Here is a 14,034-nt window from a genome sequence, read left to right as displayed (position 1 = left end):
GCCCGCTGGCGACCAGACCGCATACCGCATCCCGCACCAAGCTTGATGACCTGTCCGCCATTGCACTGCCGCCGGGGTATGGTGTTCCGGATGCAGGCGCGGGCGGACCGTCCACGCCGCTGCCCTCTTTCTACATTGGGCAAAGCAAACCTTTAAGTTCCGCCAAGTTCAGCAACAATGCCTCCGGCTCAAAGGTCCGGAGGTCATTCCTCAGTCGACTCGTATGGTGGCGGGCGCCCCCGAATGCGCAGTAGCGCATATTTGCATTTCGCGCGGCACTAAGACCGATGACGCTGTCCTCAATGACAAGGCACTCTCTGGCAGACACGCCCATGATTTCCGCCGCCAATAGCAGCACAGAAGGGTCAGGCTTCCGGACACCGATGTCATCGGAGGAGAAGAACCGTGAGCCAACAAGCCCCAAGAGATTGGCGGCTCTCATGCGGTGGATGAGTTCGAAACGAGATGTGTTCGATGCGACACAAAAGGGAATGGAAAGCCACTGGAGCAGTTCAACCGCGCCAGGTGTCGCCGACAGGATCCCAGAGGCGGCCAGCTGGATCTCAGCCGCGGCCGTTTCCATGAAGTTCTTCGGCAGGCTTACACCGACAAGTCTTTCCAGATGCCGTTGTTGATCGTCTCGCTCAACACCGGAGAGCGTTGCCGTTATTTCATCTGGATGCACCTGGAAACCTTCCGCGGCAAGTTTTGCCGAAATCACCTCCGATGCTACGATTTCCGTCTCCGCAAGGGTGCCGTCAAAATCGAAGATGATCAGTCGAGGCCGCGACCGATCGGACGTTTTGATCGATGGTGAAGCCATCATTTCGGATCACCGGGACGAATGACAGGCAGCTGATCAAGTCCCTCGTGACGATGGACAACGACATCCGATCCGTCCAACATGACGACATCGTATGATGGCGCAGCCGCCACAAATATGGGCTTGCCATATTGTTCCCAGTCCAGAACGATATGCTGCGCCGTGCCACGGCTGGCAGTAAACGATATGCCCGACAAACTGCCTGCTGCAGCAACATGCCGGTGACCAAAGAGCATGTGGCGGACCGATGCGTTTTTCCGAAGGATGGAAAGGAGCCGATCGGACTCCTTCATATCGCTCGTCTTAAAACAAGGCACATGCAAATCCGCCGGCGTATGGTGCATAGCAACCACGACTGGTCGGCCGGCGGCACGGAAAAGCTGGTCCTGCAGCCATTCAAACCGGCCACCGTCAAGACAACCGAAATGGCTGATGTCGTCCTTTGTGTCGAGCAAGACGACGAGCCAGTCGTGCAAGTCGACAGCCGCCTGAACGAATCCTTCCCCGCCGAATACGCCTCGAAATGCGCCGCGGTCATCGTGGTTGCCGATCGTCAAATGGACCGGGAGCCGGACCTCCGACAAGATCTCGCGCAAGAGTGCGTAAGCGGCTGGATCGCCTGTATCAGCAAGATCGCCGGTAATAAGGATGAGCTTGGCATCTGCGTGTACGCGCGAGACATGGTCCAAGGTGTCGCGCAATCTCTGCGCCGGATCGATGCCGTAAAGCGTCTTGCCAGGGGCAACAAAATGAGGATCCGTGATATGAATGATTTTCTGCATTGCTCCACACTCAGATTGGGCCCGACCCTGGGAGGAAGTGGGACAAGAGACCGCTGCTGCGTCAGGCCACTTGATTGCCGTCGTTGTGGTGACCATCTATTCCAGGCGTCTGACAGCGAACCGTGAGCAGTGAGGGGTCGACCCTCTCTGCCGCCCGGATCGAGGTGTTCGATTCCAAGCAAACAGTTGACCGACGAACGGCCAATAAATGTCGCGAGTTGTAAATGCTCGGGCCGCATAAGGGACCTCGGTCGCTATCGCTTTCGGTTGATCATGAAGTAACTCGTCCATCATCGAAACGGTGCCACGGGCCTGTGCTTCGAGCTCCGGTGAGTTCCCCCACGCAGACACGAATGCTCCTTCTTGACCCTCAATTGTAATTTGTGAGCAGCTCGGTCGAACACCGTTGAGTGTCGCTTGCGCGCGCCCGCCCCATGCCGCATCCGCCTGTCAGACTTCGCCGATATCGAATGCAAGGGAGCTTTGTTCGGATTTATGTCAAGTGGACGGAATCGCCGGGACAGTCGGTATAGGAAGACATTTTTGTGGGGTTGAGTGGATGGGAAGCTGCTGCAGTTCACCTTACGGCACCTGCTGCCACCGGGTCCGCCTCCTGCCATTTTGTATTGGGCTGGACTTCGCTCGTCATCAGCAGGACGCTAAGTTCTTCGGCTGATCGCGCGACCACCGCAGCGCCGGCTGACAGCAATCGTTGACCGTGGTCGTCGTGGCAGTGGCCGCCCGCGGTGAAACCGATCACCATCATCCCCGCGGCCACACCGGCTCGAACGCCTGCAATGCTGTCCTCGACAACGACGCAGCGCGCTGCCTTAGTGCCCATCTGGGCGGCAGCGAACAGGAAGAGGTCCGGTGCAGGCTTACCGGCCTTTACCATGGCGGAGCTGAACACGTGGGGATGGAAGTATGCCCAAAGTTCCGTCAGTTCAAGACCAAGCCGCAGCTTGTCGGGGGCGCTGCTCGATGCGACGCAGCGCGGCAATCGCAACTGATGCAGGAGTTGGTCAATGCCGCTGATCGCTTGCAGTTCCGTCTGGTAGCTTTCCTTTATCCGGGATTGCACGATGACGTCGAAGTCGCTGGGTAGAGGGCGGCCCCAGTCTTCTTCGATCATTTTCCGCATGGTGGCTGAGGAAAGGCCGGTAAACCGCAGAATCACATCAGAATACGACATGGGATAGCCAATGCGGGTAAGTTCTTCGGCATCGATTCGACTTGCCAGCGTCTCGCTATCGATCAGAACGCCGTCGCAATCGAAGATGACCAGTTCATAAGAGGCCTGTTGATTCATTGCATGCCCTCGGGAACCCAACCTTCTGCGGAGACCTCGACCACATGTCGGTCGCTAACTTCGAAGCGATGCACCAGGACCCCATCAACGTCGATTATCGCGATGTCAAAAGCGGACGCATCCTCGACGAAGTCCGCGTCTCTCCGCGTGAAATGTGGAATGATCTGATGCGCCACGCCGCGGTTTGCACTGAAAGGGATGCCGCTCCAGGTGCCGCCAACATCGACATGCACATGGCCGTGGAAAATGTGCCGCACATTGCCGGCGCTGACAATCGCCTGCATGATCGGGCGCCAATTCTCGGTGCTCCAGGGTTCGAAATGCGGCAGGCCGATCGGCTGCAGCGGATGATGGACGAAGAGGTAGGCCCGCACATCCGACGCCTCGGCCACCCGGGCCAGCAGCCACTCGAGCCGACCATCGTCCAAGGAGCCATGACCGAAACCTTCCACCAATGTGTCGAGAAAAATGAGGCGCCCGGCAGATCCGTCGTGAACCGACTGGATAAAGCCGTTCTCATCGCGCGGCTCTCCAGGAAACGCCCGAACAAAATTCTCGCGGCTGTCGTGATTGCCGAGCAGAAGGCGGGCGGGCACGCGCAGTTCCTGCAGCACCTCGCGAAGTAGGACATAGGAAGCGAAATCTCCCTTGTCAGTGAGATCGCCAGTCACGACGCAAAGCTCGGCGTCGGCGTGATCGCGGTTGATGCGCTCAATGGTCTTGCGAAGCCGTTGGGCAGGATCGAAGCCGAAGAGCATGGCGCCTAACGGCACAAGATGGGGGTCGGTCAGATGAATGAGTTTCATGGATAATCCCGAAAAAGGGAGGGATGCCGCACAGGAGCGTGCAGCGTCTCGGACGAGGCGATCAGTTCGTTTTCGGCAGGAGTGCGCGAACCTCGGACACCATGTCTGCGAGAGCGGCTTCCGGTTCCTTGGATCCAAGCGCAATAGCCGTCATCTCGTCGCGGAGGACCTCCCCGATCTGCACGCCGTTATCACCAGGCCAGGAGAACCACGGGCGGGCGCGGGGCGTCTGAAGCACGCTGGTGTACCAGTTCGGGTGCTTATCGTAGAAGCCGGCGAGATGATCCTTGTCGAGGGCAAGCGTGTTGGTCGGCATATAACCAGTATTCGGCACGACAATGCTCTGGCCTTCAGGACTTGTGGTGAACTTGACGTAGTCCCAGGCGGCGGCGCGCTTGGCGGGATCGTCGGTAAGGATTATCGCAACCATGCCGCCCGTCGGCATCGTCGCATCTTCAGCGCCGAGCGGCTGCTTGGCTGTGCGGAGCTTGAACCGATCTCCAATTTCACCTTCGAAACCGCTCACACTGCCGGCAGAGGCGAAGAAGAAGCCGAGCTTGCCAGAGGTGAAGAGCTGCCGGGCGGCATGGGAGTCGATCGCCGGCTGAGCGCCGTCGGTGTGGAACCGCTTGAACAGCTTGACGGCAGCCTGGCCTGCAGGACCGTCAAAAGCGATGTCGCTCTCCTTGTCGTTCATCATCTGGCCGCCGAAGTTGCGTACCAGGTTCTGCGTGGCCCAGTCGTCCGAGCCGAGCTGGTAATACATGCCGGACGTTCCATTGCCGAGCGCACCGACCTTGCCGGCCAGTGCGACGAAGCTGTCCCAATCGGTCGGAACCTTGTCGGGGTCGCCGCCCGCCTGCTTCACGAGATCGGCATTGTAATAAACGACCGGCGTCGACATGGCGAAGGGAAGTCCGTACAGATGGCCCTCAATTCTTGCCAGAGACAGGATTTGTTCCGTGTAGCCCTTATCGGCCAGGTGATCGGCGGCAACGAGATCGTCGATGGGCTTTACGAGCCCGCGCGTGACGAGCGGACGGAGCACGTTAAAGCCGACATAGTGAACGTCCGGCAACTCGCCTGCCATGCTCTGACGAATCAACGTCTGGACAGCTTCGTCATAACTCGGCGCAGCAGCGCGGAAGCTGATCTTGATTTCCGGGTGGTCCGCCATGAAGCGGTCTGCAATCGGCTTGTGGATCACTTCGTGTTCGGGCCAGGCGTAATAGACATTGAGTTTCGTCTCGGCTTGCGCTGGCATGGCTGCCGCTGCGACACCGGCAGCAAGGATCATTGCAACTGTTTTCACATTGCTCTCCTGAGTTTTGAGATGGGGGTTTTTAGAGACGGAGCTAGTGTCGGCCGAGCACCAGACCTCGGATGAAGTGTTTCTGCATGAGAAGGAAAAAAGAGACCAAGGGAGCAGTTACGAGAACGCCCCCCGCCATCAGCGCACCGACATTTCCGGCGCCCTCGCCGGCCTGCCGGAAATAGGCAATGCCGAGCGAAGCCGTCATCATGTCGGGATTGGTTATCACCACCATTGGCCAATAAAGATCGTTCCAATGGGCCACGATAGAGAAGATCGAGAAGGAGACGACGGCCGGCCAAGCTGCTGGCAGCATGATCCGCCAGGCGATCGATAGCTCGCTGAAACCGTCGAGCCGCGCCGCGTCGAGCACCTCATCGGGAAAGGTCACGAAGAACTGCCGGAACAGGAAGATGGCAAACACCGAAATGATCCAGGGCAGAACCAGAGCGGCATAGCTGTCGAGCAGTCCGGATTTTGCGAGGGCTATGTAGATCGGGATGGTTGGTATCTGCACCGGCACCAGAAGGCCGAGCAGGACGCCGACAAGCAGAATAGGGCGGCCCGGGAAGGACAGCTTGGCCAGCGCATAGCCGCATGGGATGGCGATCGCGATCTGCAACACAAGAATTGCCAGACACACGACAAAGCCATTTGCCATGAACCGAAGCAGCGGAATTGCCGAGAGCGCAGTGCCGTAATTGTCGATTGCGCCGTGAAGGGTCGGCGTTGGAAGCAGGCTGCCGTCAAAGATCTCGCTCTGTGGCGTCAGCGAGGCAAGGATCATCCACAGAAACGGAAAGACCATGATGATCGCGCCGGTGACAAGCACAGCATGCGAGACAATGCGGGAAGAGGAAGATTGCCCCAGGATCATCACTGGCCTCCATTTGCTTTCCAGCGCGCCCGACGCTCGGAGACGCGCATCTGGACGAGCGACAGGAAAGTCACGAAGACAAAAAAGGAAACGGAGATCGCAGAAGCATATCCGACGCGGAAGAAGCGGAAACCTTCTTCATAAAAAGTGTAAAGAACGACGGAGGTAGATTTCATCGGCCCTCCCTGTGTGAGGACCGCGACCGTTTCGAAAACCGAAAAGGCGCGGATAATTGTCATCACGGTGACGAACACCGTAACTGGCGCCAGCATCGGCCAGGTGACCAGAAGGAAGCGCTTCAGTCCCCTGTCCGCCCCGTCGATAGTCGCAGCTTCGTAGAGCTCCTCTGGAATGGTCGAAAGGCCAGCCAGGAAAAGGATCATGTTGAAGCCAACCAACTGCCAGACGCCGATCGCCGCGAGCGCATATATGGCCGTCGCCGGGTCGGACAGGAACCTGACGGGCGATGCGCCCAGGAGCTGCAGCAGCGTGTTGGCAAAACCCAGACTTGGATGCAGGATTGCTTCCCACGCGGTCGCGAGAGCAACCAAGCTTGCAGCCACGGGCAGAAAGTAAGCGGTTCGATAGAGAACTGCGAACCGTGATCTAGCGATCAAAACGGCGACGAGCAGCCCCCACCCGATTGCCGTCGGCACGACCACAGCCACATAGAGCGCGGTGTTGCGCAGACTCTGAGCAAAGCCAGGGTCGGTCAACATGCGCGTATAATTAGCAACCCCGATGAATTGGATTCCGGCCAAGCCGAGCGACGCATTCGTGAAGGACAGAAAGAAGACAAGAATGGCGGGTCCGATTACAAGGGCAACAAGCAACAGCGTCGCCGGCACGGACAGAATTATGCCAGCTTGCGCCTGGGCCCGAGCCGGCCGGTAGCTGCCTGCAGTGTTCGGAGCTAAGGAACTGAGCGGAATGTCGTTGGCTAAGGCCATGTCAGGCTGCCCCGCTGTGATCGCCACGCTGGCGCGAGCCGTTGGAAGGAAAGAACCATGCCTGTTCAGCGTCGATGGTCAGTCCCAGATTGTCGCCGTCACGCAGTGATCGCGCGCGCTCGGCGGAAATGCGGGCGACGAACTGAGCGCCGGCCTCGGCATCGACAAAGACGTGAGCGTCGATCCCTGCGTGCTCAATGCGCGTGACGCGAACCGGCAGGGCTCCTGGATGATCCTTCTCAGCCAGGGTCGCATGCTCGGGGCGGAAGGCCAGCGTTCCGGCCAGCCCGGATCCGAGCGCATCGCGAATGATGATCCTGCTGCCGCCGATCATGAGCGCGCCGCCTATAGGTGCGGCCACTGCCAGCTCGTTCAGGAATGGCTGCGCCAGGAAGCGCGCTACGTCTAGATCGACGGGTTCGCGATAGAGATCGGCAGGGGCTGCGACCTGACGGAGTTCGCCGCCAAAGATGACTGCGACGCGGTCTGAAAGCGCTGCCGCCTCGGCCTGGTCATGGGTAACGAAGATAGTCGTCGTTTCCATTTCCTTGTGAAGCCGTGCGATCTCGCCACGCGTATGGATGCGCAGCGCTGCGTCCAGGTTTGCCAAGGGTTCGTCCATCAGGAAGATCTTCGGCTTGCGCACCATGGCGCGTCCCAAAGCCACGCGCTGGCGCTGCCCGCCCGACAGCGCCGACGGTCGACGCTCGAGCAGCGCGTCGAGCTTGAGAAGCCCTGATGTCTGCCGGACCCGCTCCTGGATCGAGCGTTTGCGTTGGATGGCTCCGGGCAGCAGCGCGCCAATCACAGGAAGCCGTTCCAAGCTGCTTAGCTCACGCATGACCAGCGGGGCAGCAATGTTGTCGTGCACGCTCAGATGCGGATAAAGGGCGTAGCTCTGGAACACGAAGGCTAGGTCGCGGTCCTTCGGCGCCACCGCGTCCAGCCCCCTGCCGCCTGCACGCACATGGCCCTGGTCGGCACGCTCCAGCCCCGCGATGATCCGAAGAAGCGTTGATTTACCACACCCGGACGGCCCCAGCAGTGTCACAAACTCCCCCGCAGCAACCCTTAGACAGATGCCGCGCAGGACATCAATCGCGCCAAACCGCTTGCCGATGTCGTCGATGTGAAGGTCTAACGCTGCCATTCCGAGTTCCCTTTCGGTGGGCGTGACTTCTATCGGTGCTTTATTTCATTTTAGTGACAATATGGAGTTTAATTTCATTTGGCAACCGGTTTATCCATCGCCTTTCCGAGCGCCAGCATGAGGCTTTCGATCACAAAGATCTTGCCGATCGTCGATGTTAGGGTGCCGCCGATCGGGTGGTCTTGAAGGCCGGAGGCCTGCAGGGTGAAGTCAGCCGCTTTCTCGAGCGGGCTGCGGGCGCGGTTGGTGATGGCGACGGTCAGTGCCCCCGCAGAACGGGCGCCCTTGAGGAACTGGACGGTGTCAACCGTGAGGCCGGAGATCGAAAGGCCGATCGCAACGCATCCGGGACTAAGCCCGCTGGCGACTTCGTGAGCCATGTTGGAATTCCTGAACGCAAAGGCCGTTAGCCCGACACGCAAAAGCCGATAGGCAAGCAGTTCTGCCGTTATACCGGACATTCCGGCGCCGTAGAGGTCGATCCGTCTGCTTGCCGCAAGCGCGGCGGCGACCTTCGCGAGAGTTTCGGAATCGGCATTGTTGTGTGCGATGCTGAGGTTTTGCGCCATGGTGTCGTGCAAGGATTGCAGAGCGCTATCCGCAGTTCCAGCAGCAGTAGGAGGCAGTCCCGGGCGGCCAATCTCGGCCGCCAATGCCAGCTTGAAGTCGCGGAAGCCGGAAAAGCCTATCTGCCGGCAAAGCCGCAATATGCTCGCTTCACCACTGGCCGCGAATTCACCTAGCTCCGCGACCGATTGGTGCAGCACCTTTTCCGGGTTTTCCAGAATGTATTTGGCAATGCGAGCGAGCGCATTGGGCAATCGATCGATGTCGTCCTGCAGGCGAGCCAAGATGCTCTCGTGCGATGCCGCTTTCATTGCAGGTGAGTTGACGCTCATTTCCACAATCCTCACCCCTTATGAATGAAGGAAAGAGCAGCGAGATACCATAAATTATCGAACAATTTCTGGACAATCGACCGAGGGCAGCCCCAAGGTCGCGAGAACAATGCCTCGCTCGTGACCTTCCTGGCGTCGGTCCGCCAAGGTCAATAGTCCTCAATTCTCTCCGGGCCGGATCCACTTCTAAGCATCATTGCGGAAAAGCTGCGGCCTAATAGGTCGTATTTCAACCCCCTGTGATGGTGGCTATCCCATAGGTCATAATGCTCATTGGGGTCCTCTTTATGATCGAACAGCTCTCCTATTCCAACATCGTGATATACATTTAGTTTGTGACGTCCATCATAGTACATCGATGCGCGAGACCCTCGGCTGCCGCGGAACCTGAGGGAGTTGTGATACTCACTGACAACGTATGGCTTATGGCAATCCAGTGAAGTGTTCCCAAGCAGCATCTGGTCGAGTGACAGCCCCTGCATGGCCTTTGGGACCTCAAGCCCCGATAACGAGAGCAATGTGGGCGCAATATCGACCAGCTCGACAAGTGCATTCGACACCGATCCTTGGGCTGGGCTGCCAGGCACGGAAATCACAAGTGGGACATGCACCACACCCTCATAGAACCGGCAGCCTTTGTAGAGCAGGCCGTGGTCGCCCATCATATCACCATGATCGCTCATGAAGACGATGATCGTGCGATCCAGCTGGCCGGTTTCCGTCAAAGTGTCTAGTATCCGGCCGACCAGATCGTCCACCTGTGCCACCTCGGCGTGATAGGCCGCTCTCATCTCCCAAATATTGAACTTCGTTGGTGGCGCTTCATGCGTAGGTCCTGCCAATTCGTCGTTGTGCGCCTCACCCGCGTCTGTTGCTGCGTGCCAAGGATCCACCGCGAATTTCGCTTGCTGATCGACTCGTTCAAATTTCTTCTGGTGCTCGAGATCAATCGGCTTGAACGCAGGATCAGGCATATCATTTGGATTGAACCGCCTGAGGTAGTCTGGCGGGGATTGAGGGGCGGATGAGGCGCGTCGATGTTAACGCCTAAATACCAACTACGATCAGAATGCATCTTGATGAAGCGCTCAGCCCGATCGCCTGCCCAACGCGCCTGCCGATATTCTGCGGCTGGTCCCGGACCATAGTGTTGGTCAAGATAGGGTTTGAAGTAGGCTTCGGGATTGACCCCTTTTGACCACATCCACGCATGATAGTCGTGGTTGCCTGACCACTCCGGAAATGGCTCAGGGCTCCAGTAGAACTCGGCAAATCCATCATCGGGGCGCTTTTCTATCATGCCACGTGTGGCAGACAGGTGCAGCTTTCCTATGTGCCCTGTATAGTATCCGGCGTTCGCCATCAGTTTTGGGAGCAAAACGAGATGCGAAGGAAATGTGCCGGCGCCGTTCTGATGCACTTGGTGTGCGATCGGATACAAGCCTGTCAGAAAGCTCGTTCGGCTCGGCGTGCAGATAGGGCTCTGACAATACGCACGGGCGAATGCCGTGCCCCTCGCCGCCAGGCGGTCAATATTGGGAGTCTGCGTGCCTTTGAACCCTAGGCACTGCAAGGTGTCCCAACGCTGCTGATCGCTGCAAATCCAGACTATACTAAAGTTCCTCAACTCTCATCCCACGCGCTATGGAGGTTCAGTTCGCGCGCGCACCGGCGCGCAAAACCGCGCCGGTGGCGACGTGTAACGGCTATTTCAGGTATCCAGCGCGCTTCACGATTTCGACCGCATCACCTTGAGCATCGTCCAAGGCAGCCTCTGGGCTCTTGCTCCTGACAACCGCTTCTTGCAGGGCACGGCCAAGGCGATCGCCGATCTCCTTGAATTCTGGAATGCGAGGATAATACCACTCGGGCGCCCCGCGAAGCGTTTCTGCATACGTTGCCGCAAACGATCCATGGCCATAATCATAGTCATGTTTCGCACGGATTTCCGGATCGTCCCACAGCGATGTCCTGGTGATGGCGACAAAGGTGCTGTCGAGCGAAATCCGCTTCATGAGATCTTTACTCGTCGCCCATTGAAGGAAGGCCGCTGCAGCTGCCTTGTTTTCTGATGCAGCTGGAATGACATACGCCTGTCCCGCAAAGGGCGGGAACCTCCCACTTACGCCGCCAGGGGGCAAAGCAAACCCAAGCTTGCCGACGACCTTCGACAGCTTGGGATCGAGAATGCGACCTGCGGTGGGAGCGCCTTCGACAGTCATAGCAATGCGGCCCTGCTGCATCGCGATGACAACATCATCGAAGGTTGCTGAGATGCTCCCAGGCACAGTGAAATTGGTCATCACATCCGTGTACCATTTCAGCGCCTCCACCGCAGCGGGCGAATTTACCGTGGGCGTCAGATCCGCTGGTTCGTCCGCAAAATATTTACCGCCAAAACCATAAAGAACCTGGCCCCAAAACCATATATTCTCGCCAGTATCCGGTTGACCCCGTAGCGCCGTGCACTGAATGTCTGCCTTTCTCAGCAGATCACAATCATTACGGAACTCTTCCCACGTTTGCGGTGGCTGTTTGATTCCGGCTTTCTCGAACAAGTCGGCACGATAATACAGGAGCTGTGTCGCCGCGAAATGCGGAAATGCCAGCTGTTTGCCGTCCTTATTGTAGAGGCGCAGCACGGGAGCGATGAAATCCTGTACGTCCGCACTCTTCATGTCTATGTAATTATCGAGCGGCTCCAGGATATCGCCAGATGCGTATCGCCCGAACTCCTCGCTCCCTAAGTATACCACGTCGTAACTATCTGAACGCGTTAGGAGCGCGACCGACACTTTTTGAACGGTCGGCGCATAACCGAAGAGATCAAACTGCACTTCAGCGCCAGTCTTCTCTGTGAATTCGTGCGCGAATTTTTTGAGCTCCAAATCGTATGCCGAGTTTGTCGATAGGACCTTTATTTTCGCGCCGTCATAGCGCTGTTGAGCCGTCGCTCCCCCGCCGACGGCAACACCGAACGCAACGGCAAGAATTCCAAGATACCTCATTGATTTTCTCCTTGAGCTAGTGTTTTACCCTTTCACGGAACCGGTCGTTGTTGGGCCGGCGACGTATTTCTTTACGAACGGCACGAAAACCACGATCGGGACCAGCATAAGCACGCATGCGGCTGCCGCCTTGCCCCAATCGGTCCCCTCAAATGGCATGAAATTCAGTATTGCGACGGCTGCGGTTTTTGCGTCATCGCGTGTCAATGTCAGCGCGAAAAGAAACTCGTTCCACGAACCAATGAATATCAGTATTGCTGTTGCCAGGATACCATATTTGGCGATGGGTATCGAGATGAGCGTCATCGTCTGCAGCGTTGACGCGCCGTCTATCATCGCGGCTTCTTCGATTTCACGCGGCACTTGGTCAAAAAACGCTGACAAATACCAGATCGCAAGCGGAACCGCGAACATTGTGTTGACGATGATCAGCGCAATCTTCGTGTCGACGAGGTGTACTTGGCGAAAAAAGAGAAAGTAGGGGATGATGTAGATCATCGCTGGCGCCGCCCGGAGTGCCAACACCAGCGTCAATAGCCTTCGCATCGCAGTTTTCTGCAAATGAGAGATGCCAAAGGCTGCCGGGATCGAAAGCGCCATGGTCAATATGATGGTGCTGCATGAGACCACAATTGAATTGATGAGCGCGGAAGAGAAGTCCTTGTCAGCGATTATCGCGGTATAGTGCTGAGCGGATGGCTCCCCCACGATCACGGGCGGCCATTGAAACATCTCGGTCGGCTGTTTGAGAGATGTCGATAGGGTCCACAATATCGGCGAGAACAGGAATAGCGCAAAGGCAGCGGAGATAAGGTATCCGTAGATGTGACGTCCGAGGTCCCGACGCATGGGCTCACCTCCCAACGCGAGGGGCCGAGATTTGGCGAGTGGATGATATTCGGAGATGTGACGTCCAAGGTATCGATGCATGGGCTTACCTCCCAACGCGAGGGGCCGAGATTTGGCGAGTGGATGATATTCGGAGATGTGACGTCCAAGGTATCGATGCATGGGCTTACCTCCCAACGCGAGTGGCCGAGATTTGGCGAATAGACCAAAAACACACGCCGACGATCGTTGTTGTGAATGCCACGAGAATTGCGGCGGAATAATCGAGATCGAGATATGTAAATGCGGTCAGGAAAGCGTAGAAGTTTAGGGGTTCAGTCGCCCCAGCCGGCCCGCCACCTGTCAACACGAAGATCACGGGGAAAATCCCAAGGATCTCTAAGGCTTGAAACACGGCGACGGCTCCCATCGCAGGTAAGACGAGCGGTATGGAAATATGCCATTGCGCCTGGGCCCAACTTGCTCCGTCGAGGTTTGCCGCCTCATAAATCTCGTCTGGGATCGAGTCCAAAGACGAGAGAAGCAGCAAAGCAACTATGGGAACGCCAAACCAAATCGATACGATGATCACGGAGATAAGCGCTGACGTTTTGCTTCCAAGTAAGTCAGCTTCGAAATTGTGACCGAACAAGCTTGCGAGATAAGACAAGCCGCCCACACCAGGAATGAGGAACAGCTTCCACACAATTCCGCCTACCGCTGGCGGAATTATTGACGGAAGCAGGAAAGATGCTCGCATCCACCGTGTGCCAACGAGATTTTCCTTAAGCGCTATTGCCAACGCTAATCCACACAGTAATTGGAGGACGACGGGGACGACGACCAAAATGAACGTAACCAGCGCGGCGTTGATAAACCGACCGTCGGACAAGATCCGCGCGTAATTGTAAAGCCGGATAAAGCGCGTCTTTTCCGGGAAGGCTATGTTGAAGTCACCGAACGAGAGGGCAATGACAGCTGCAATCGGCACGACTGTCGCAAGACATAGGAACGCGATCGCGGGTGTAACGAGCGCCGAATACACTTTAGGCCGGGAAGATGCCATCGTCCGTTGCTCCTGGAGTTATTTATGCTCGCCTGGAATGGGCACCTCAGATGCTGCCAGCAACGCTTAAGCGAGCTTCAGCAAGCAGAGGACGTCAACGATGCAGTGTTCCCCGTGGTGAGTTACTCGCAGCCGTCAACCGTGCCGAGACGATTCCACGGCGTATAGTTTTATCGTAGAGTTACCTTTCCAAGTTTCATGCGCCTTTGGAAACAGAATGCTGC

At 57.3% G+C, this 14,034-nt stretch carries 13 protein-coding genes; all 13 read right to left on the bottom strand.

Annotated elements, in window-relative coordinates; all coding sequences use genetic code 11:
- Positions 1–130: 130 nt before the first annotated feature.
- Positions 131–826, bottom strand: a complete 696-nt coding sequence (locus tag EJ073_RS23470) for an HAD-IA family hydrolase (protein ID WP_091597848.1) — start codon at positions 824–826, stop codon at positions 131–133.
- Positions 823–1,605, bottom strand: a complete 783-nt coding sequence (locus tag EJ073_RS23465; RefSeq protein WP_029354781.1) for a metallophosphoesterase — start codon at positions 1,603–1,605, stop codon at positions 823–825. Before EJ073_RS23465 ends, EJ073_RS23470 begins: the two co-directional genes overlap by 4 nt.
- A 577-nt stretch (positions 1,606–2,182) precedes the next feature.
- On the bottom strand, positions 2,183–2,914 hold the full coding sequence (locus tag EJ073_RS23460) for an HAD family hydrolase (RefSeq protein WP_051695327.1): 732 nt from the start codon (positions 2,912–2,914) through the stop codon (positions 2,183–2,185).
- Positions 2,911–3,720: a phosphodiesterase gene (locus tag EJ073_RS23455; protein ID WP_126057758.1), complete on the bottom strand. Its 810-nt coding sequence runs from the start codon at positions 3,718–3,720 to the stop codon at positions 2,911–2,913. Before EJ073_RS23455 ends, EJ073_RS23460 begins: the two co-directional genes overlap by 4 nt.
- A gap of 61 nt (positions 3,721–3,781) precedes the next feature.
- Positions 3,782–5,032: an ABC transporter substrate-binding protein gene (locus tag EJ073_RS23450; RefSeq protein WP_029354776.1), complete on the bottom strand. Its 1,251-nt coding sequence runs from the start codon at positions 5,030–5,032 to the stop codon at positions 3,782–3,784.
- 43 nt (positions 5,033–5,075) lie between these two features.
- A complete protein-coding gene (locus EJ073_RS23445; RefSeq protein ID WP_029354774.1) occupies positions 5,076–5,909 on the bottom strand; it encodes a carbohydrate ABC transporter permease in 834 nt (277 codons plus the stop codon).
- Positions 5,909–6,859, bottom strand: a complete 951-nt coding sequence (locus tag EJ073_RS23440; RefSeq protein WP_091597853.1) for a sugar ABC transporter permease — start codon at positions 6,857–6,859, stop codon at positions 5,909–5,911. The genes EJ073_RS23445 and EJ073_RS23440 overlap by 1 nt, the downstream gene beginning before the upstream one ends.
- 1 nt (position 6,860) lies before the next feature.
- Positions 6,861–8,009 (bottom strand): ABC transporter ATP-binding protein, encoded by a 1,149-nt coding sequence (locus tag EJ073_RS23435; protein WP_091597856.1) that lies wholly within the window; start codon positions 8,007–8,009, stop codon positions 6,861–6,863.
- A gap of 74 nt (positions 8,010–8,083) precedes the next feature.
- A complete protein-coding gene (locus EJ073_RS23430; protein ID WP_051695325.1) occupies positions 8,084–8,908 on the bottom strand; it encodes a MurR/RpiR family transcriptional regulator in 825 nt (274 codons plus the stop codon).
- A 149-nt stretch (positions 8,909–9,057) separates the two neighbouring features.
- Positions 9,058–9,882, bottom strand: coding sequence for a sulfatase-like hydrolase/transferase (locus EJ073_RS32815; protein WP_126057757.1), 825 nt, complete (start codon positions 9,880–9,882; stop codon positions 9,058–9,060).
- Positions 9,883–10,614: 732 nt separating this feature from the next.
- Positions 10,615–11,916 carry a sugar ABC transporter substrate-binding protein gene (locus EJ073_RS23415; RefSeq protein WP_091597862.1) on the bottom strand — a complete coding sequence of 434 codons (1,302 nt, stop codon included), beginning with the start codon at positions 11,914–11,916 and terminating at the stop codon, positions 10,615–10,617.
- Between the two features lie 24 nt (positions 11,917–11,940).
- Complete coding sequence (locus EJ073_RS23410) at positions 11,941–12,765, bottom strand: carbohydrate ABC transporter permease (RefSeq protein WP_190233809.1); 825 nt, start codon at positions 12,763–12,765, stop codon at positions 11,941–11,943.
- Between the two features lie 166 nt (positions 12,766–12,931).
- A complete protein-coding gene (locus tag EJ073_RS23405; RefSeq protein ID WP_091597867.1) occupies positions 12,932–13,810 on the bottom strand; it encodes a sugar ABC transporter permease in 879 nt (292 codons plus the stop codon).
- Positions 13,811–14,034: the final 224 nt, after the last annotated feature.

Origin of the sequence: Mesorhizobium sp. M4B.F.Ca.ET.058.02.1.1 (assembly GCF_003952505.1) — a bacterium.
Classification (GTDB): domain Bacteria; phylum Pseudomonadota; class Alphaproteobacteria; order Rhizobiales; family Rhizobiaceae; genus Mesorhizobium.
This window is presented reverse-complemented; position numbering and strand designations above follow the sequence as displayed.

Coding starts and splice junctions, on each gene's coding strand:
- EJ073_RS23410 (WP_190233809.1), bottom strand. CDS start 12,765: ATGCGTCGGGACCTCGGACGTCACATCTACGGATACCTTATCTCCGCT.
- EJ073_RS23405 (WP_091597867.1), bottom strand. CDS start 13,810: ATGGCATCTTCCCGGCCTAAAGTGTATTCGGCGCTCGTTACACCCGCG.
- EJ073_RS23465 (WP_029354781.1), bottom strand. CDS start 1,605: ATGCAGAAAATCATTCATATCACGGATCCTCATTTTGTTGCCCCTGGC.
- EJ073_RS23415 (WP_091597862.1), bottom strand. CDS start 11,916: ATGAGGTATCTTGGAATTCTTGCCGTTGCGTTCGGTGTTGCCGTCGGC.
- EJ073_RS23460 (WP_051695327.1), bottom strand. CDS start 2,914: ATGAATCAACAGGCCTCTTATGAACTGGTCATCTTCGATTGCGACGGC.
- EJ073_RS23445 (WP_029354774.1), bottom strand. CDS start 5,909: ATGATCCTGGGGCAATCTTCCTCTTCCCGCATTGTCTCGCATGCTGTG.
- EJ073_RS23430 (WP_051695325.1), bottom strand. CDS start 8,908: ATGAGCGTCAACTCACCTGCAATGAAAGCGGCATCGCACGAGAGCATC.
- EJ073_RS23440 (WP_091597853.1), bottom strand. CDS start 6,859: ATGGCCTTAGCCAACGACATTCCGCTCAGTTCCTTAGCTCCGAACACT.
- EJ073_RS23455 (WP_126057758.1), bottom strand. CDS start 3,720: ATGAAACTCATTCATCTGACCGACCCCCATCTTGTGCCGTTAGGCGCC.
- EJ073_RS23470 (WP_091597848.1), bottom strand. CDS start 826: ATGATGGCTTCACCATCGATCAAAACGTCCGATCGGTCGCGGCCTCGA.
- EJ073_RS32815 (WP_126057757.1), bottom strand. CDS start 9,882: ATGCCTGATCCTGCGTTCAAGCCGATTGATCTCGAGCACCAGAAGAAA.
- EJ073_RS23435 (WP_091597856.1), bottom strand. CDS start 8,009: ATGGCAGCGTTAGACCTTCACATCGACGACATCGGCAAGCGGTTTGGC.